14 protein-coding genes and 7 pseudogenes are annotated in these 16195 nt (G+C 68.4%); 8 read left to right on the top strand and 13 right to left on the bottom strand.

The window, feature by feature from the left end:
* Positions 1–82: 82 nt before the first annotated feature.
* Both ALI22I_RS01585 and ALI22I_RS55255 read right to left on the bottom strand, forming a co-directional pair.
* Positions 83–1611, bottom strand: a pseudogene (locus ALI22I_RS01585) (IS4 family transposase); the annotation flags it as partial.
* 506 nt (positions 1612–2117) lie between these two features.
* Positions 2118–2693, bottom strand: a pseudogene (locus tag ALI22I_RS55255) (Imm1 family immunity protein); the annotation flags it as partial.
* Positions 2694–2878: 185 nt separating this feature from the next.
* On the opposite strand from ALI22I_RS55255, the gene ALI22I_RS01570 reads away from it, so the two are divergent.
* Both ALI22I_RS01570 and ALI22I_RS01565 read left to right on the top strand, forming a co-directional pair.
* Entirely contained in the window at positions 2879–3274 is a 396-nt protein-coding gene (locus tag ALI22I_RS01570) for a hypothetical protein (protein ID WP_077003790.1), read from the top strand.
* A 191-nt stretch (positions 3275–3465) separates the two neighbouring features.
* Positions 3466–4482, top strand: a pseudogene (locus ALI22I_RS01565) (IS481 family transposase).
* Here the strand turns inward: ALI22I_RS01565 and ALI22I_RS51850 are convergent.
* The gene (locus ALI22I_RS51850) at positions 4479–5594 is read right to left on the bottom strand and encodes a transposase (RefSeq protein ID WP_202970552.1); all 1116 of its coding nucleotides are present in this window, start codon (positions 5592–5594) and stop codon (positions 4479–4481) included. The pseudogene ALI22I_RS01565 and the gene ALI22I_RS51850 overlap by 4 nt on opposite strands.
* A gap of 29 nt (positions 5595–5623) precedes the next feature.
* Here ALI22I_RS51850 and ALI22I_RS51845 point away from each other — a divergent pair, with 29 nt between their 5' ends.
* The gene (locus tag ALI22I_RS51845; RefSeq protein ID WP_202970551.1) at positions 5624–5779 is read left to right on the top strand and encodes a hypothetical protein; all 156 of its coding nucleotides are present in this window, start codon (positions 5624–5626) and stop codon (positions 5777–5779) included.
* Positions 5780–6066: 287 nt separating this feature from the next.
* On the opposite strand, the pseudogene ALI22I_RS52770 reads toward ALI22I_RS51845, so the two are convergent.
* Positions 6067–6291, bottom strand: a pseudogene (locus ALI22I_RS52770) (transposase); the annotation flags it as partial.
* A 268-nt stretch (positions 6292–6559) separates the two neighbouring features.
* Here ALI22I_RS52770 and ALI22I_RS50255 point away from each other — a divergent pair.
* Together ALI22I_RS50255 and ALI22I_RS01550 are read left to right on the top strand one after the other, a co-directional pair.
* Positions 6560–6703, top strand: coding sequence for a hypothetical protein (locus ALI22I_RS50255; RefSeq protein ID WP_179118051.1), 144 nt, complete (start codon positions 6560–6562; stop codon positions 6701–6703).
* 22 nt (positions 6704–6725) lie between these two features.
* The gene (locus ALI22I_RS01550; protein ID WP_077003789.1) at positions 6726–7244 is read left to right on the top strand and encodes a hypothetical protein; all 519 of its coding nucleotides are present in this window, start codon (positions 6726–6728) and stop codon (positions 7242–7244) included.
* 6 nt (positions 7245–7250) lie between these two features.
* Here the strand turns inward: ALI22I_RS01550 and ALI22I_RS01545 are convergent, their stop codons facing one another.
* The gene (locus tag ALI22I_RS01545) at positions 7251–7652 is read right to left on the bottom strand and encodes a hypothetical protein (protein ID WP_077003788.1); all 402 of its coding nucleotides are present in this window, start codon (positions 7650–7652) and stop codon (positions 7251–7253) included.
* Positions 7653–8751: 1099 nt separating this feature from the next.
* Here ALI22I_RS01545 and ALI22I_RS55250 point away from each other — a divergent pair.
* Together ALI22I_RS55250 and ALI22I_RS01540 are read left to right on the top strand one after the other, a co-directional pair.
* Positions 8752–8949, top strand: a pseudogene (locus ALI22I_RS55250) (hypothetical protein); the annotation flags it as partial.
* A gap of 55 nt (positions 8950–9004) precedes the next feature.
* Positions 9005–9271 (top strand): phage portal protein, encoded by a 267-nt coding sequence (locus ALI22I_RS01540; RefSeq protein ID WP_077003787.1) that lies wholly within the window; start codon positions 9005–9007, stop codon positions 9269–9271.
* A gap of 188 nt (positions 9272–9459) precedes the next feature.
* Here the strand turns inward: ALI22I_RS01540 and ALI22I_RS48415 are convergent, their stop codons facing one another.
* From ALI22I_RS48415 to ALI22I_RS01530, 3 genes and pseudogenes are all read right to left on the bottom strand, one after another.
* Positions 9460–9753, bottom strand: coding sequence for a hypothetical protein (locus tag ALI22I_RS48415; RefSeq protein ID WP_143531881.1), 294 nt, complete (start codon positions 9751–9753; stop codon positions 9460–9462).
* 766 nt (positions 9754–10519) lie between these two features.
* A pseudogene (locus ALI22I_RS01535) lies at positions 10520–10846 on the bottom strand (winged helix-turn-helix domain-containing protein); the annotation flags it as partial.
* Between the two features lie 307 nt (positions 10847–11153).
* On the bottom strand, positions 11154–12299 hold the full coding sequence (locus ALI22I_RS01530) for a hypothetical protein (protein WP_077003786.1): 1146 nt from the start codon (positions 12297–12299) through the stop codon (positions 11154–11156).
* Positions 12300–12555: 256 nt separating this feature from the next.
* Here ALI22I_RS01530 and ALI22I_RS01525 point away from each other — a divergent pair, with 256 nt between their 5' ends.
* Positions 12556–12795, top strand: coding sequence for a hypothetical protein (locus ALI22I_RS01525; protein ID WP_143531879.1), 240 nt, complete (start codon positions 12556–12558; stop codon positions 12793–12795).
* A 176-nt stretch (positions 12796–12971) separates the two neighbouring features.
* On the opposite strand, the gene ALI22I_RS52765 is transcribed toward ALI22I_RS01525, so the two are convergent.
* From ALI22I_RS52765 to ALI22I_RS55245, 5 genes and pseudogenes are all read right to left on the bottom strand, one after another.
* Entirely contained in the window at positions 12972–13385 is a 414-nt protein-coding gene (locus ALI22I_RS52765) for a hypothetical protein (RefSeq protein WP_238598004.1), read from the bottom strand.
* Positions 13386–13445: 60 nt separating this feature from the next.
* Positions 13446–14540: a reverse transcriptase domain-containing protein gene (locus ALI22I_RS01515; RefSeq protein WP_202970549.1), complete on the bottom strand. Its 1095-nt coding sequence runs from the start codon at positions 14538–14540 to the stop codon at positions 13446–13448.
* The gene (locus tag ALI22I_RS01510; RefSeq protein WP_077003783.1) at positions 14537–15619 is read right to left on the bottom strand and encodes an integrase core domain-containing protein; all 1083 of its coding nucleotides are present in this window, start codon (positions 15617–15619) and stop codon (positions 14537–14539) included. Before ALI22I_RS01510 ends, ALI22I_RS01515 begins: the two co-directional genes overlap by 4 nt.
* Positions 15616–15927 carry a hypothetical protein gene (locus ALI22I_RS51835; protein ID WP_238598003.1) on the bottom strand — a complete coding sequence of 104 codons (312 nt, stop codon included), beginning with the start codon at positions 15925–15927 and terminating at the stop codon, positions 15616–15618. Before ALI22I_RS51835 ends, ALI22I_RS01510 begins: the two co-directional genes overlap by 4 nt.
* A gap of 9 nt (positions 15928–15936) precedes the next feature.
* Positions 15937–16059 (bottom strand): annotated as a pseudogene (locus ALI22I_RS55245) (helix-turn-helix domain-containing protein); the annotation flags it as partial.
* Positions 16060–16195 lie beyond the last annotated feature (136 nt).

Below are 16195 nucleotides of genomic sequence, written 5' to 3'. Positions count from 1 at the left end.
CGTAGGTGCCGCGGCGGATCTTGTGGAGGAATCCTTCGGCCAGCCATGTGAGCATCTGTGTGCCGAAGCTCTTGGTGTTGTGGATTCCCAAGGCTTTGGCCAGTTCGCGGGGACGCCGGGCGCGGTCAGGATTGGCGGCCATCAACTGCAGTGTGCGGTTGCGGTGTCCGGCGCCGGGGACGCCCGGGCCCAGGCTGACCCGGCGGATGTCGTGCGGTGTGTCGGCGCCGGGAGGCGGTGGTGTGGCGGTGGCCTGGTGGATGTCGATGTTCAGGTGCGTGATGCGCTGACTGCGTGCGGGGCGGGGATCGGCCGGCCGGGAGTGGTAGCGGGAGATCGGCGCTTTGACCCTGCGGCAGCTGATGCGTGGCCGACGCGCGGGCAGCAGTCCGGCCAGGACCGCCCGGCCGATCGCGCCCACCGCGGTAATAGCGGTGTCGTCCCGGCCGGCGGCGAGGATGAGCTGGTCGCGGGCGGTTTCCAGGGCGATGGTGAAGCCGGCGCGGTCCGGGTCGGTGCCCGGACGTGACTCCGCGGCCTCGACCATGGCCATGCGCAGCAACTGGTAGACGGTCAACTGGGCCCACAGTTCCTGCGCGAGTCCGGATGGATCCTGTGAGCGCAGGACGAGTCCGTCGAGCAGGGTGTGGCGCAGGGCGTAGAAGGCGGACTCGACTTCCCAGCGTTCGTGGTAGAGACGCACCAGCGCGGAGGCCGGGTCCCGGCGGTGGTCGAGCAGGGTGGTGGCCAGCCGGTAGTGCTCGCTCAACCGGTTGCCTCCGCTGGTGCTCACCGTGATCCGGGCCTCGATGATCCGGACCCGCAGGTTGCCGAGTCGGGTCAGGTAGGAGCCGTCCGGCAGGACTGCGAGCACGCCGGGACGGCGACGGTGGTTCAGACGGATCAGGGACTGGGCTTGGGTGTCGGCGACCTGCTGAAGGAAGGCGTTGCCGTCGAATCCCCGGTCGGCCAGCAGCAGCATGCGGGGCGTCAGCAGTGGCAGTAATCGTTGTGCGTAGGTGGTTTCGTACTCGCCGGTGGGGCCGAAGACCGCGCCGAGCAGACCACGGCTGCCGGTCTCGCACAACGCCATCAGCCGCAGCATCGGGTAGCCCGCCCAACCAGACGCTGTCGCGATTCTCCCCAGCCACGCCCGGTTGCGTTCGTGATCGGGGACCTTGACGGAGCTGCACCCGTCGAAGGCGACGGTCCGCCAGCGCCGATAACACACACCCGGCGTCCTGGGCTGCGCCAGCGGACCCGCCACGATCTCGAACACCGCCTTCAGCGGCGCCGGCCCGAGTCGGCGACGCAACTCGCGCAATGCCCTCTCACTGGGCCGCGGACGCGCGCCCAGCCCGGCGGTCAGCTTGTCCCAGACCCGCAGGTATCCCAGCGAGGGGAACAATGCCAGGGCAACACGAAGTACACCCCGACACGGGAGGGCAGGCACCGCACCCGCCGCTGAACGGTCCGGGTTTCCTCCACGACGGCGTCGACGAGTTCGACGGGCAGGTGACGGGTCAGGTCACCCAAGTGACCGGGAGCGAAGACACCCTCGGCATCGCCGCCGCCCGGCCCGGATACAGGGACGGCACACTGATCGCGCAACAGGACCTCTCACCAGCAGGATGATCTTGGAAGATCCCTGCTTCTACCCGAGACCCTGTTGCTCCATCGCCACGACACGCCCGATCTACTCCTTGACAGTCCCACTTACCGCCCTAACTACGCGGCCTTGGGGTAGGGCCGCCGGCTTCCCGCCATCACACCGCTCGCCGAGCTGATCATCGACGGCGGCGGGCACTCCAACTGGGTCCGCACCGACGACGGCACCCTCTACCCCGCGCCCCAGGGCGACTACGGCGTCGCCTGGGGCTACCAGGGCTCCGGCTACGCCCCACTGGTCGAACACCTGCTCGACGACATCAACACCCCACCCATCGACACCTGGATCGACCCACCCGACAACGACCTGACCCGGCTGAGCCGCAAAAGTTCCCCAACGGCACCGTGTTCACCCGCGACCAACTCGAACAGGCCCGCCGCCGTCCGTACGACTCCAGGCGATGACGAGAACCACGCGGGCGACGACCGGACCGCCGAGAACGCGTCGGTCACCAAGCCCTGTCGACCACCCCCAGCCCCAAATGGCCGCGCCGGACGCCGAGAGCGCCGACCCGACGCACGGGCCGACCCGGCCGCCGAGGCGCGCAGCCTCCGTAGCCGCGGGAGCTCAGCCCGCGGTGCCGAGCACCACCCCGTCGGCCAGGCCGCCGGCGGCACCCGGAGCCGGCCGGGCACCAGGAAAGGACCGCCCTCGCCGCGCTGGTCGCCGCCCTCGTCGCCGTCGGCGGTCTGGTCCCCACCGGGCGCTTTGTCGACCGCCCCCGCGGCGGTCCGGGGTCAGGCGCGTCGGCACTGCGACAGCGTGGTCGCGATGCCGTTCTGGTCGAACCCCGAGGCGTCGTACTGGTGCGGCCGTCGGGTGCGCCTTGGCGGCCAGGCGAACCGGTACTCGACCTCAGTCCGTCTCGGTCCAGTCCAGGCCGTCCGGGCGCCGCCCGCGGTTGTCCAGCAGACCCCCACAGGGTGTCGCGAACGATGGTCAGCGGCACCTCGGCGTCGGCCGGGAACTCCCGGCCGGTGCCGAAGTAGGCGAACGCCACACCGTCCGGGGTTGGCCCGCTCGCCTCGGACGTACCACGTCCCGTCGTCGCCGCTGTACCTCACGGCATCCAGGCCCGTCCCGAGGTCGGCGCCGGCGGGCAACTCCTGGTTCGGCAGCACAGCGCCCCGTTGGGAACCCGCAGTGCAGTCACGCCGTCCTACTCGCACTTGGGCCCGCACCCGGCCCTCGACACGAGGGCGGTCCGCCATGGCTCACATCTCCAGACTCACACTTGTCGCCGCATCCGCTCTGCTGCTGACCGCTTGTTCCGGCACCCCGTCCGCGTCCACCCCTGCCGCCACGGCCCCGGCGACCCCGGCTGCCCAGTCGGGCACCACCGGCACCGCACCGACCGGCTCCGCAGCCCCCGTGCCCGGCGCCGACGTGTGCGAGTACTTGCGCGGCCAGATCCCGACCCTGGAAGGGATCGGGTCCGAGGTGGGCGCGATGGCGAACCTCACCGTCAACCTCTACTCGTGGTACGAGAAGCAGGGCGCGGTCCCCGACGGCGCGCAGATTGACAAGCAGGTCCAGCAGGAGTGCCCGGACGTAGCGGCGCAGGTCTACAAGCTCGCGGGCATCAAGAGCTTCGCGACGCTGTAGCAAACCGCGCACGGTCTTCCGCGTCCACGGCGGCACTCGTCGGGAATGGCTCTGATCAACTTCGATACAGGCCCTAGTTGTTGCGGGTCATGACGTTGGTGACGGCTGGTAGGGCCTGAAGCAGGGGACGGGTCTTTCGGCGGCAGGATGGAAGTGCGACCAACACATCCGCCGAGCAGAAAGACCCGTCCGTGCTCCACCGTAACGCCCCGCTGTCCGTCGAAGGCCGCCACCGCCTCGTCCAGCGCTGCAAGACCCGTCCGATAGCCCACGTCGCCGCCGAGATGGGCATCTCGCGGCAGTGCGCCTCGAAGTGGGTCAACCGCTATCGCCGTTTCGGCGAAGCCGGCCTGGCCGACCGTCCCAGCGCTCCGCGCCGGCAGCCCACCGCCACCCCCGCCGAGGTGGTCGTCCGCATCGAGCGGCTGCGCCGGGAGCGCAAGTGGTCGGCCCGCCGCATCGCCCTGGAACTGGCGGCCGAGGGCACGGCCGTGTCGGTGCGCACGGTCGGCCGACACCTGGCACACCTGGGCCTCAACCGCCGCCGGTTCCTCGACCCGACCGGGAGAACAACCGCGCACCCCGCCGGATCGTCGCCCGCTGGCCCGGCCACATGGTCCACCTGGACGTGAAGAAGGTCGGCGTGATCCCCGACGGTGGTGGGTGGCGGGTCCGCGGCCGGGGCAGCGAGCAGGCAAAACAAGGTCGAACGCGCCAAGAACACCGCCACCGGGAAGTCCGGCGCGCAGCGCAGTTACACCTACCTGCACTCCGCGGTCGACGGGTACTCCCGCCTGGCCTACACCGAGGCCCTGCCGGATGAGAAGGCGGTCACCGCGATCGGCTTCACCCACCGGGCACGGGCGTTCTTCGCCGCCCACGGCATCACCCACGTCCACCGCATCGTCACCGACAACGGCTCCTGCTACCGCGCCCACGACTTCGCCACCGTGCTGCGCGGCGCCCGCCACCAGCGGATCACGCCCTATACCCCACGCCACAACGGCAAGGTCGAGCGCTACAACCGCATCCTGGGCGAGGAATTCCTCTACGCCCACGTCTGGACCAGCGAACAACAACGCACCGACGCCCTGACAGTATGGAACGTGCACTACAACTACCATCGCCCCCACACCGCCGCCGGAAACCGACCACCAGCCACACGGCTCCACACCGGCGTCACCAACGTCCTGGCCTCATACACCTAACGACTTTGCCGGGGCCCTGCGTTCGGGGCGGCCTGGTGGCCGTGGACGGGCGGGTGCGTCGTGGCCCGGCGCGGCCCTGTGGGGTTCCAGAAGTCTGCACACCTGAGCTCTGAGCTGCGGTGATCGCGCACCATGTGCTGTAGGGGCATGATCGTGAGACGTGGCGCTACGACTGCTGTACCTGATCTTCGTTCGACTCCTTGTGGGACTCTGTTGCCCAATTCGGCTATGCGGCGAGGTCGAGTCTGGCGAGGTGGCTGGAGCTCCGCTGTCCCGGGTGATGTGCCGCTCCACCATGCGTCCAGGCGGATCAGGTTGAGGGCGGTGGCGGTGAAGACGTGGGCGAGGCGGGTCTTGGGCAGCCCGGTGTAGCGGCTGCGACGGACCCCGGTGACGGCGACCGCCTGATGAACGGTGCCCTCGACGCCGGCCCGGGTGGCATAGCGTTGCTTCCACTCGTCGGTCGCCTGCTCGGTCCGAGCGCGCTCGACCGCCTCGTGAACTTCCCGGGTACGCAGCATCAGTTGGCGTCCGGACCGGGTCGATCGTGTGCACTGTGGACGGACCGGGCATGATTGGCAGGCGGTGACGGGAAACGCGACCACAACCGAGTCGCGGCCGCGTTCGGAGCACTCCGACCGGATCGTGCTCCGCACCCCTTGCGGACAGACGACCCGACGCCGGTCCCAGTCGATGGCGAACGCGGCGCGGCCGTAACCGTCGCCGGTGCGGGGCTGTGCGGAGTTGTCGACCCGCAACGGGCCCAGCAGGGTGATCCCGTGTTCGCGTCGTGCGCCGACCATCAGGTCGGCGGAGGTGTAGCCCGCGTCCACGACGTGCTCGTCGGGCACCAGGCCGCGGCGGTCGAGGTCGGTGTGGATCCGCTCGAGCACTTCCACGTCGGTGACGGTCGCGTCGGTGGTGACCACGTTGGTGACCGGATGCGGCGATCCCGTGTCGGCGATGTCGTCGCAGGTCTCGGTGAGGTGGATTGTGTAGCCCTCCCAACCGGATCCGCGTTTGGTCGCGTAGCGGGCGTCGGTGTCGTACGGGGAGCAGGCGCGTTCTGCTGGGCGGGAGGTCTTTCTCCTCCCGCCAGGACACCTCCTCACCGTCGTGGGTGACCGTGCGGTGGTACTGCGTGATCCACACGGTCCGCAGCACGGTCACGGCCGGGATCTCCCGCAGCCACACCGGCGCGTCCGACGCGTGGACGTTCTCCAACAACCGGAATCCGTCGATGCCGATCCGGGTGGCGGCCTCGGCGCGCTCGGCCCGGCCGTGCGGCAGCCGGTAGGAGTCCATCCGGGCGCCGTAGCGCCGCGCCCAGTCCGCGTCGATCCGGACGGTCAACCAGTCCGGTGCGGTCGCGGCCAGCGCTTCCAGGGCCACGCGCAGGGTCTCGGCCAGGAAGTCCAACCGGTTCGTCGAGCGCACCGCGGCCGACACGTGGGTGGAGTCGGTGCGCTGCCGCCCCCGAGGCTTGACCAGCCCGAGCTGTGAGCACCGGGCCAGCAGCAGGTCCAGCACCTTCTCCTCGAGTCCGTGCTCGATCAGGCGCTGCCTGAACCCGGTCAGCACGGTGTGGTCGAATCCCGAGTCGGTCAGCTCCAGCCCGAGCAGGTATTTCCAGTCGATCCGGGCCCGCACCGCGTCCGCCGCCTGCCTGTCGGTCAGGTTCTCCGCGAACTGCAACACCGTGACCAACGCCAGCTGCCCCGGCGAGATCCCCGGCCTGCCCCGCACGCCGAACGCCGACGCGAACTGCCCGTCGGCGAACAAGCCCGGTAACCGGTCCCGGACCCGCATCGCCAACGTCCCTCTCGGAAACGCCGCCCTGGCCACCACCGCGGTCTGCTCGGGCACCTCAGACCACGCACGCGGCTGCACCGACATGAACTGATCCTTCCCAGGACCGGGACGAACGCCGGCCCACGGGACATCATCCACCCCGTTGATCACGCCGTGAAACCACCCGTGACCAGCGCATACTTAATTGGGCAACAGAGTCCCACAGGCTCCCCATCGAGCTCATGCCGTCCGACTGGCCGCGCGCACGCGCGCAGTGTTCCTCGCGGTGTACGACGGGTTGGCCGAACCGGCCCAGGACCACGTGCGGGCCGTCGTCGCGCAGGTCGCCGGCGGACCGCGCCCCGACCTCCGGGTCCACACCGTGGCCGAGATGGCCACCGGTGTGACGGCACGGCTGAACGTCGGCTGAGAGCTGGTGCTTGGATCACGGTATGGGTGATGCGGAGCAGATGTGGACCACCACCATGCCGCTGGCCGACGACGAGGCCGATGACCCCGAACTGGTGCTGATCGGGATCGACCCGACCACGGGCGACCCCGGCCAGCGCGTGGTGGACCTCCTCCTGGACCGGGGCCACGAGGGCGAGGAGGAGGGCGTGTTCTACCTGCTCCCGTACGACCTGGGCGTGCGGTACGAGCGGGACGGCGACCGGCTGCGCGTGCTCCTGCTGACGTCACCGGCCGTGTTCGACGAGATGGTGCCGAAGCGAGGAGGCGACCTCGTCGTCGCCGTGGCGCCCCTGCGTGCCGCACCGCTGGTCGAAGGTGGCGTGCTCCTGCTGCGCCGGGAGATCACCACCGACTTCGACCCCGCCACCGAGCACGGCGACCAGCCCGTGGTCCTGCTGTTCCAGCAGGGGCCGGCGGCGGAGGCGGACCTGTTCTCGGCCGTCCGCCGGGGCGCGGGCGCCCTCGCGATCGTCGGCCCCTGGTCCGACGCGGTCGACTAGCGGCGGTCACGGCGCGGGGACGGGGACGATGCCTTCGATCTCCACGAGCAGTTCGCGGCGGCAGATGTCGCTGACCACGGAGACCACGTCGGCCTGCGGGCTGAACGCCGTGGCGCAGCGGGTGCGGACGGCGGGCAGGTCGTGGGCGTGGCGGACGTAGACCTTGATCGACCGCAGGTGGATGGGGTGCAGGGGAGTGGTCAGGCCGTAGCGGACGGTGTTGGCGGGGCCTAGGAGGGTGGCGATGTCGTCCAGGGCCGTGTCGCACTGGCGCGCCACGTCGCCCGGGTGGACGCTCCGGTGGCCGACGATGCCCGCGGTGCCCGCGACGTGCAGCACGCCGTCGCCCGGTGTGGCGCGGACCCAGCTCGCGCGCGAAGCTCGGTGCACGGGGTCCGTACTGGTCATCGCGTGAGGCTTCCTTCGTGGACTTTGGTCGGTCTCTGAAGGATCACGCGGTGACCGCCTCTTATCCGGCTACGACACGCTCAGCAGTCGCTGGCGGCGCTGGTACACCACTCTGCCGGACACAACCTCCGTCGCGAAAGCTACAGAGATTCGAGTTTCCTACCCGCCACACCATCTGACCTGCCGTTCCATGGCGAGACAGTCCGCAGTACACCTGTCCCACCAGACCGCGACTCCCCTCCCGAAGCAGGGTGCTGTCCCGCCTGTCTTGCCATGCCCTCTGACCAGCAGTTTCTAGGTGGGACAGCCCGTAGATCTGCTGTCCCACCTGTCTCACGCCGCCGTGGTACCCGCTCTCCCGATGCGGTGCTGCCCAACCTGTCCTGCTGCATGCCCTGACCAGCGGTTCCGAGGTGGGACAGCCCGCAGGACCGCTGTCCCACCAGTCCGCGGCACCCACCTTCCCCCAGGTCCTGCCGCTCGTCGAAGCCTCCGCACGAGCGGTTCCCGCGCACACCACAGATCCTCGACGCGGAATCATTCCTTGGTGAGATCACCTCAGCGACCGCTCAGATACGCCAACTGAGTGACAAGTGCATTGAGTGGTTGACACAACATGTGCTTGGTGATGCCATTGATCGACTTCGCAACCTCGCAAAGGAGTTAAAGTGCGGGCATTTCGGTTGATATCTGCCATAGCGATCACCGTCGCCGGCCTCCTATCGTTTTCATCTCCGGTGTCGGCTGGAGTCCTCACCGTGTATACAGCCGAGCACGACTACACACACGATGAGGCTCGGTATGACAACAGTTCGAACATCTTAATCGCATGCGACCATTCCCCGGCAAATGGAACGGCTAGAGCAGTTCTCGTGGTCATTAACGGATCAACCAAGGAAGTGTACGACACCAACGGAGCACAGAGCGGTTGCGGAAGTATTGGACCTTTGAACGTGGACAACTCGAAGCGCGCATATCTCTATATCTGCGCAAACGACAACGACAGCACTTGCTACCGAAGGGTAGGCGATTTCCCGGTCTGACCGAACTGTCCCAGACAACCGCTCGTAACGCTGCGTGATCTTGGAGCTGCGAGGGAGTGGCAAGGGCGGGGTCCCTGCCCCCGCCTGTCTCGCCATGTCGGTTATACGTCGAAGTCCTCGAACAGGTGTTGCGGCACCTCGCGGCGATCACCCAGACCCCGCCTCACGCCCTGCTCGGCTCGCTCACCAACCTGTCGGCCGATGCGTTGGCGGCGGCTGAGTCCGGCCTACAGCGCCGGGTCGGTGAACGCCGCACCTCCTACGGCGAGTCGTGGGAGCAGGTGTTGCGGCTGTGCAGCCTGCTGGCCGGTGACCTCGCCGGATGGCTCGACACCCGGGACACAGGTCCGGTGGCGCGACACCGAGACCCGCTCGCTGGCGGCCGTGGTCGACGCGTGGGGCAAGGCCGTGACCATGCTCGGCGTGCCGCAGCGCGCCACCTGGGAACGCCTGCCTGGTGTCACCGACACCGACGTGCAGCGCTGGGCCGAGATGCTGCCCTCGGTGGACGGTCACGGGTTGCTCACCGACGTGCTCGCCCGCGCCACTCGTCCGGCAACGAACGAAATGGGCTAGTGCGTTGGCCGTGAACATTCACAGAGTGAACGCACTAAGAGATTTCTCGTATCGGCTCGACGATTCGACGAGGGTAACGTTCACTGGCGCGTCAAGGCAGCCCATGCCGAATCGCCTGATCATCAAATGCGTTCCGGGCTGGAACCGTCGACAGTGCACGACGGTTCCAGCCCGCCTACGGCGATAGATCAGCAGAAGTACTGGGCCAGCACGAACCCGTAGTAGGGGGAGTTGATCTCCCACCACACCCCGTCACGGTAGTTGATGACGTTGACGTTCTGGTACCGGTACACCAGTCTGCCGGTCGGGGAACCGCCCGGAGACCACCGCACATCAACCGTGTCGGCGTAGCAAAGCGTGCGAGCCACCTGCACGCCGTAGCTTTCTTCCGGAGCCGCACTTGCCGCACTTGCCGCGCTCGTCCCGGTCGTCAATGCGACCAGCGCCAAGGCTGCAACGACGAAGGCTTTCAACCTGTTCATCGAACTGTTCCTTCCGGTTCACCAAAACCGATTCGGGTGGAAGCTCGACACTCCCGTCACCCTGGGCAACAGTAGGCACACAAGGACTGGTGATTCTGCCGCCAGACGGGCTTTGCGGTTGTATGCCTTCGACTAGCCGAAGCTGGTCCGCACAAGTGCGGACCAATTCGTGAGACCTACTCAATCTCGACAGGTCACGTGGTGGAGTTATCCATAGTTTCGAAATTATTCACATGTTCGCAGAGTGGCGGAGTCGCTTCCGTGGATGTCCGGGGGTGTGCGATGGCGGCATCGCCAGACGGCGTTCTGGTCACCGAGCAGCACCGCCGTGAGCAGGCTCGGACTTCGGCGCTGCTGGTGCGCGAGGTGCTGTCGCTGTGGCCGCTGCTCGGTCCGCTCCGGTTGGACGCCACCGCCCCGGCGTGGCTGCGCCTGGTGCTCGATCTGCTCGACGGCTACCGCTCCCGGTCGGCGCGGATGGCCGCCGACTACCTGACCCGCTTTCGTCTGGCCGAGATCGGCAGCACCCCGCCCAATCCGTTCGCGCTGCCGGATGACTCCGGGTGGCGCGATGCGGCGGCGGTGTCGTTGCTGGTGACCGGGCCGAGCACGGTCAAACGCCTGACGGCCGCCGGGTTCGATCCGCAGGCCGCCGCCGAGAAGGCCGCGCCCTTGGTGGCGCCCAGGTGGCCCGCACCGCCGGAAGCAGGGAGAACCCGCTTTCGTCCTGGAAGCAGATCAGGGCCCCTCGGCGCCGGGCGCTTTTTTATGCGCGGCCAGTCCTTTTCACCCAGACCTCGATGGCCTCGTCGTCGCGCTCGACCGCCCGCCGCGCCGGACGCTGCCGGCTCCAGCCCAGCCGTTCCCGCAGGATCGCCCAGGTCTGGGTGGTCGAGTACCGCACCCCGGCGACCCGCTCGATCACCTCGGCCACCCGCGCCAGCGTCCACAGGTCGGTCGGAAACCCGTGAGCCTTCGGACCTTCGGCCAGTTTCGTCTCCACTGCGGCGAGTTGGTCGTCGGACAGCCGAGGCAACCGCCCGGCACGACCGGCGCCCGCCAACGCCTCCCGGCCGCCGGTCAGCCAGTCCCGGTGCCACCGCGAAGGCGGCCCAGCCGCACACCGCCACCTCGGTCACCACCACCGGGCCCAACGGTACGGCGCTGGACACCTTCACCTACGACAGCAGCGGTCGGGCCAAGACCCGTGAGGTCGCGGGCAACGAGCAGGTGCTGGAGTACGACGCCGAGGGCCGGGTGAGTAGACCCGCCTCAATCTCTGGCGGAATGAAGAAGGTGGGCTGAACAATCACTCGTGGTCCTCGGCTGTGCTCGTGGTGGTGCTACTGAGCCAGATGCTAGTGCTGACCGCCGACAGGCTCGGGTCTGACTGCTGCCGTTCACGCGAGGGCCGGAAAGGACTCGCGGAGTTCGGCGAACAGGACGCCGTGCCGGTGGGGGCCGAACGTCTGGACCCCCGCCCAGAGCGCGTCCAGGGCGGCCTTCAACGGGTTTTCCTCGTGCGCGTGGAAGAGTGCGGGCAGGGCCATCCCCTGCTGGAGGACGTTGTGGCGCTTGCCGTCCAGCGAGCTGAGCTGGAGGACGTTGTGGCGCTTGCCGTCCAGCGAGGTGATCGGCGTCTTGGGCACCCGGTCGTCGGCGAACATCAGTTTCAGCAGCTCCCAAAGCGACTTCCCGTCCCCGAACGGCGGTGGCAACGGCTCACCCCGGTCCATCGCGGCCAGGGCGGGCGCGATCCAGTCGATGTCGGCGAGCCCTGCCTCGGTGAACGCGCGCCGGACCGCCCAGCGCGCTACGTCCCGCTGGACCACCGGACCGGCCTCCGCGATCGCCTCACCCAGCGGCCGGTCCAGCCCCACCACCAGCAGCGCACTCCCGCGCAACTGCCGCAGCGCGTCGGAGGGCAGCCGACCGCCCCACCGGCGTTCCTCGGCCTCCAGGCGTGCCTGCGCGGCGGCGCGCTCCTGCTCCTCCCGCGCTCGACGTAAGGCTTCGGCCTTCTCCTCGGCAGTCGGTGGCGGTGGCTGCTCGGCGGCGTACCGGTGCCAGTAAGCGGCGTGCTCGCTGGTCTGCTTGACGATCCGGTCCGGCTCGGGCGGTGCCGGCCAGAACTGGAGCAGGTAGCGCTCGCGTGACGGTCCCCGGGTTTCCTCGTCACGCCCGTCGTCCATCCCCACCGCGCAGTAGCGGACGCGGTAGTCGATCGGCTCCAACTCGTCCAACGACCAGGAGTCCTCGTTCGCCCAGGTGTAGAGCGCGGCGGGTCCTTCGGGGCGGAAGGACACCTCGACCACGTCCTCCCACTCCTCACCCACCGGCGGCGCCTGGTCGTGCAACTCCACGGTGAAGTCGACCTCACCGACGTTCGTGCCGGTCATCAGGAACAACGTGCCGGGGACCGCGCCGCCGCACAACCCGTTGACCTGGCCGCCGAAGCACTTGTCCATCTCGAACGAGACCTCGCCGCTCTCCACGTAGAGCTGCCCGTAGTCGGACCAGGCCGCACCGCTCATCAGCGTCCGCACCGCACACTCCCTCTCCCGAAGATCGGATCGACCGACATCATGGCGGAGGGCACCGACAAAAGCCGCGTGACCCGAACGGGTCGTGAAAGTTATTCGTTACGGCGGAGCCGGTATTTCACCCGGAGCGCTGAATCCGGCGGCTCCCGGCTAACCGCGGTCCGGCCTGACGCGACTTCCCCATGTGCGGTGCGTTCTGCTCCGCGCCGTCCGTTCACGACCGGGCCTGCGGCCCGCGCTCATCAGGTGGGTGAAGGCCATGCCCGTCGTGCAGGTTGCCCGAGACGACCAGTACGTGCTCAACCACACCACGCGCTTCCTGGCCCGCGACGCCGGGGACGTGGTCGAGCCGTTCCACCTGCCGGTGGTCGACACGCACTGGGACGGTTCGTCGGCGGAGACGTCCTACCGCTTCAACGACGTCACGTTCGCGCACCGCGACGACCAGGCGCGCGTGTGGGGTGCCAGAAGTCGGCCATATGGTCTGACCTGCGGTTAGGCTGCTGTGGGTTCGTACTCGTTGATCAGGCCGCCGAGGACTGGTCGGCGTATCGACGTGCGGCCCGGCTGTGCGATGGGTCGGTCTGGTCGTGGTGGGCTGAGTTGGCGGGCTTGGTGGGGTCGGCGGTGGTTGTAGTGGGCCGCGTAGCGCTGTAGCACTGTTCTCAGGTGGTGTTAGTTGAGGATGAGCAGGCGGTCGGTGGCTTCGCGTCTGACGGTGCCGACGAATCGTTCGGCGTAGGCGTTGGCTCGTGGACACCGTGGTGGGATTTTTACGGCCTTGATGCCCGCGCCGGCGAGGACTGCGTCGAACGGGGCGGTGAACTGGCCGGCCCGGTCTCGCACCAGGAACCGGAAGTCGTCGGCCCGGTCGTCGGGGTCCATGAGCAGGTTGCGGGCTTGTTGCGTTGTCCAAGGGCCGTCCGGGTTCGTGGTGGTGCCGAGGATGTGCACGTAGCGGGTGGCGACCTCCATCACGAAGAACACGTAGACGCGTTTGAGGGTGACGGCGCAGTCGACGGTGAAGTCGGCTCGGGGCGCGGTTGCGGTCTTGTCGACCGGTCCGTTTCCCCGAGCCGCTTCCCGCACCCGGCGTGCCTGTCTCCAGGCACCGGGTGCTCCACAAGTCTCGTGGGGTGGCTGGTTTCCTCATCTCGTGGATGGCCAGGGAGTCGGGATGACGGTTCCCCGGTAGCGGTAGCGGGTCGTGCCTACTGTCGCCGGATTGAACAGTGGTCCCTTCTCCGAGGCAGGCCACCATGCGTCGCCCTTGTAGTAGCGGCGGCGCAGGTCCTTCCACGCCGAGCGGTGGTGTTTGCGACGAAGCCATCGGCCGACCTGTTGCCATGTATAGAAGCTCAGGTAGCTGAAGGCGTCGGTGGACACGCCGGGGCGGAAGTAGACGCACCAGCCCCGCAGCGCCGGGTTGAGCCGGCTCAACAGGGCATCGAGCGGCAGGTTCGTGTCCGTCGTCCGGCAGATGGCCTTGACCTTGCCCGTCACGGCCTTGACGGCCTTGCGTGCGGGATAGGTGTAGACATACCGCCGGTCGCTTCCCCGCTTGCGGTGACGCCGGATGCGCCATCCGAGGAAGTCCAGGCCTTCGTCGATATGGGTGATCAGAGTCTTCTCCCGTGACAGGCGCAAACCCATCGTGGCCAAGACCTCCGCGATCTCCTCGCACAGAGCCTGCGCGTCGGCCTTGGAGCCCGACACCATCAGGCACCAGTCGTCCGCGAACCGGACCAGCTTGAAGTTCGGCAGACCGTGACGACGACGCTTGGCCCTGTCCGCTGTGCCCGTGGCGGACCCGCCGGGGGCGTGGGCGATGTGCTCGTCCAGCACCGACAAGGCCACATTGGACAGCAACGGTGAGAGGATCGAACCCTGCGGGGTGCCGGTGTCGTTCTCCCGCAACCGGTGATCCTCACCGAGGATCCCGGACTTCAGGAACGCCTTCGCCAGAGCCACGACGCGTTTGTCCCCGACCCGTTCACGTACCCGGGCCAGAAGGGCGGGGTGCGCGATTTCGTCGAAGCAGGCTTTGATGTCGCCCTCCACGATCCACTCGTAGGAGTGCATCGCGTAGAAACGCACCTCGGCCACCGCGTCGTGGCCCGGCGCATCGGGCGGAACCCGTAGGAGCACGGGAGGAATAGGGTCGGAGCGGAGCGCGGTGCCGACCTCTCGGCCGGTCCGTTTCTCCGCCCCTGTGCCGCTCGAAAAGTCATCGCTGCTGGTCAAGCGGCTTGTCTGTACTCGTTGATGAGGCCGCCGAGGATGCGGGTGCGGTGCGGTCTGTGGGCGGCGAGGTCGTGTACCGCGGCAGGGTGTTGCCGGGCCTCGGGGGATAGTTGGTCGCGGGCCTGGTGGGGTCGGTGGCGGTTGTAGTGGTCTTCGTAGGTCTTGAGGACCTGATGTGCGTGGCTCTCGCCCGTGATCAGGATGTGGTCGAGGAGTTCGCGTCGGATGGTGCCGATGACCCGTTCGCAGTGGGCGTTCATCCTGGGCGCCTGCGGCGCGCTCTTGATCACGCGCAGGTCGTCGCTCTGGAAGATGGCGTCGAACGTCTGGCTGTATTTGCCGTCGCGGTCGCGGAGCAGGAAGCGCAGGGATTCCGTCCGGTGTCCGAGGTCGGCGGTGAGGTTCCTGGCCTGCTGCGTGGTCCATGCCTGTGTGGGGTTGGCGGTGACGCTGGTGATGTGAAGGCGCCGGGTGCCGTGTTCGAGGAAGGCCAACGCGTAGAGCCGCCTGCCGAGCACGGTGTCGAGGTGGAGGAAGTCCGCCGCGATGATGCCCTGGGCTTGGGCGGTGAGGAACTCCCGCCAGGTCGGGCCGGTGCGGCGTGGTGCCGGGTCGATGCCCGCGTCGTGCAGGATCTGCCAGACCGTCGAGTGGGCGATGTGGTGGCCGAGGCGGGCCAGTTCGCCTTGTATCCGCCGGTGACCCCACCGCGGGTTCTCTCTGGCGAGTCGCAGCACGAGCGACTTGGTCGCGGCTCGTGTCGGTGGGCGTCCGGTGCGTCGACGCGCGGAGTAGTCCCACTTACGGGCTACGAGTGTGCGGTGCCAGGCGAGCAGGGTGCCCGGCGTGACCGGAAAGACCTCCCGCCACCGCCGACGATCCACCAGCCCGGCGAGGGCGGCGAACCAGAGCCGGTCCGCGGGCTCGTAGCGGACTGGACCTGCGAGTTGCCGGCGGAGTACGGCGTTCTCGTGGCGCAGCACGAGCAGTTCGGCGTCCTTCACCGTCTCGCTGCGGAGAAGCACCGCTGGGACGGACAGCAGCTTCCGGGTCACCTTGTACAGCAGGGACACGATCACCTGGGCATGCTCTCAAGACGGTGACATTCTCGTTCTATCAGCGGCGATGACTTTTCGAGCGGCACATGGGCGGTGACGCCGGTGACGTGCAGCCGCCGGGTGCCGTGTTCAACGAACACCAGTGCGTACAGACGTCTACCGAGCACGGTGTCGAGGTGGAGGAAATCCGCCGCGATGATGCCCTCGGCCCGTGCGGTGGGGAACTCCCGCCACGCCGGGCCGCAGCGGCGGGGCACCGGGTCTATGCCCGCGTCATGCAGAATCTGCCAGACCGTCGAGGCGGCGATGCGGTGGCCGAGTCGCGCCAACTCACCCTGGATCCGCCGATGACCCCACCGAGGGTTCTCTTGAGCGAGCCGCAGCACGAGCGACTTGATCGCCGCTCGTGTCGGTGGACGTCCGGTGCGTCGACGGGCGGCGTGGTCCCACCTGCGGGCCACGAACCTGCGATGCCAGGGCGAGCAGCGTGCCCGGCGTCACCGGAAGACCTCCCGCCACCGGCGACGGTCCACCAGCCCGGACAGGGCGGCGAACCAGAACCGGTCCGCGGGCTCGTAGCGGACCGGACCCGCCAGA

This window comes from Saccharothrix sp. ALI-22-I (assembly GCF_001984175.1).
GTDB lineage: Bacteria > Actinomycetota > Actinomycetes > Mycobacteriales > Pseudonocardiaceae > Actinosynnema.
The sequence above is the reverse complement of the archived record's forward strand: the minus strand, read 5'-3'. Positions and strand labels throughout refer to the sequence as shown.

Bases quoted from the DNA above. Each gene is read 5' to 3' on its own strand.
- ALI22I_RS01570 (WP_077003790.1), top strand. From the start codon at position 2,879: ATGGCTCACATCTCCAGACTCACACTTGTCGCCGCATCCGCTCTGCTG.
- ALI22I_RS01550 (WP_077003789.1), top strand. From the start codon at position 6,726: ATGGGTGATGCGGAGCAGATGTGGACCACCACCATGCCGCTGGCCGAC.
- ALI22I_RS01545 (WP_077003788.1), bottom strand. From the start codon at position 7,652: ATGACCAGTACGGACCCCGTGCACCGAGCTTCGCGCGCGAGCTGGGTC.
- ALI22I_RS48415 (WP_143531881.1), bottom strand. From the start codon at position 9,753: ATGAACAGGTTGAAAGCCTTCGTCGTTGCAGCCTTGGCGCTGGTCGCA.
- ALI22I_RS01525 (WP_143531879.1), top strand. From the start codon at position 12,556: ATGCCCGTCGTGCAGGTTGCCCGAGACGACCAGTACGTGCTCAACCAC.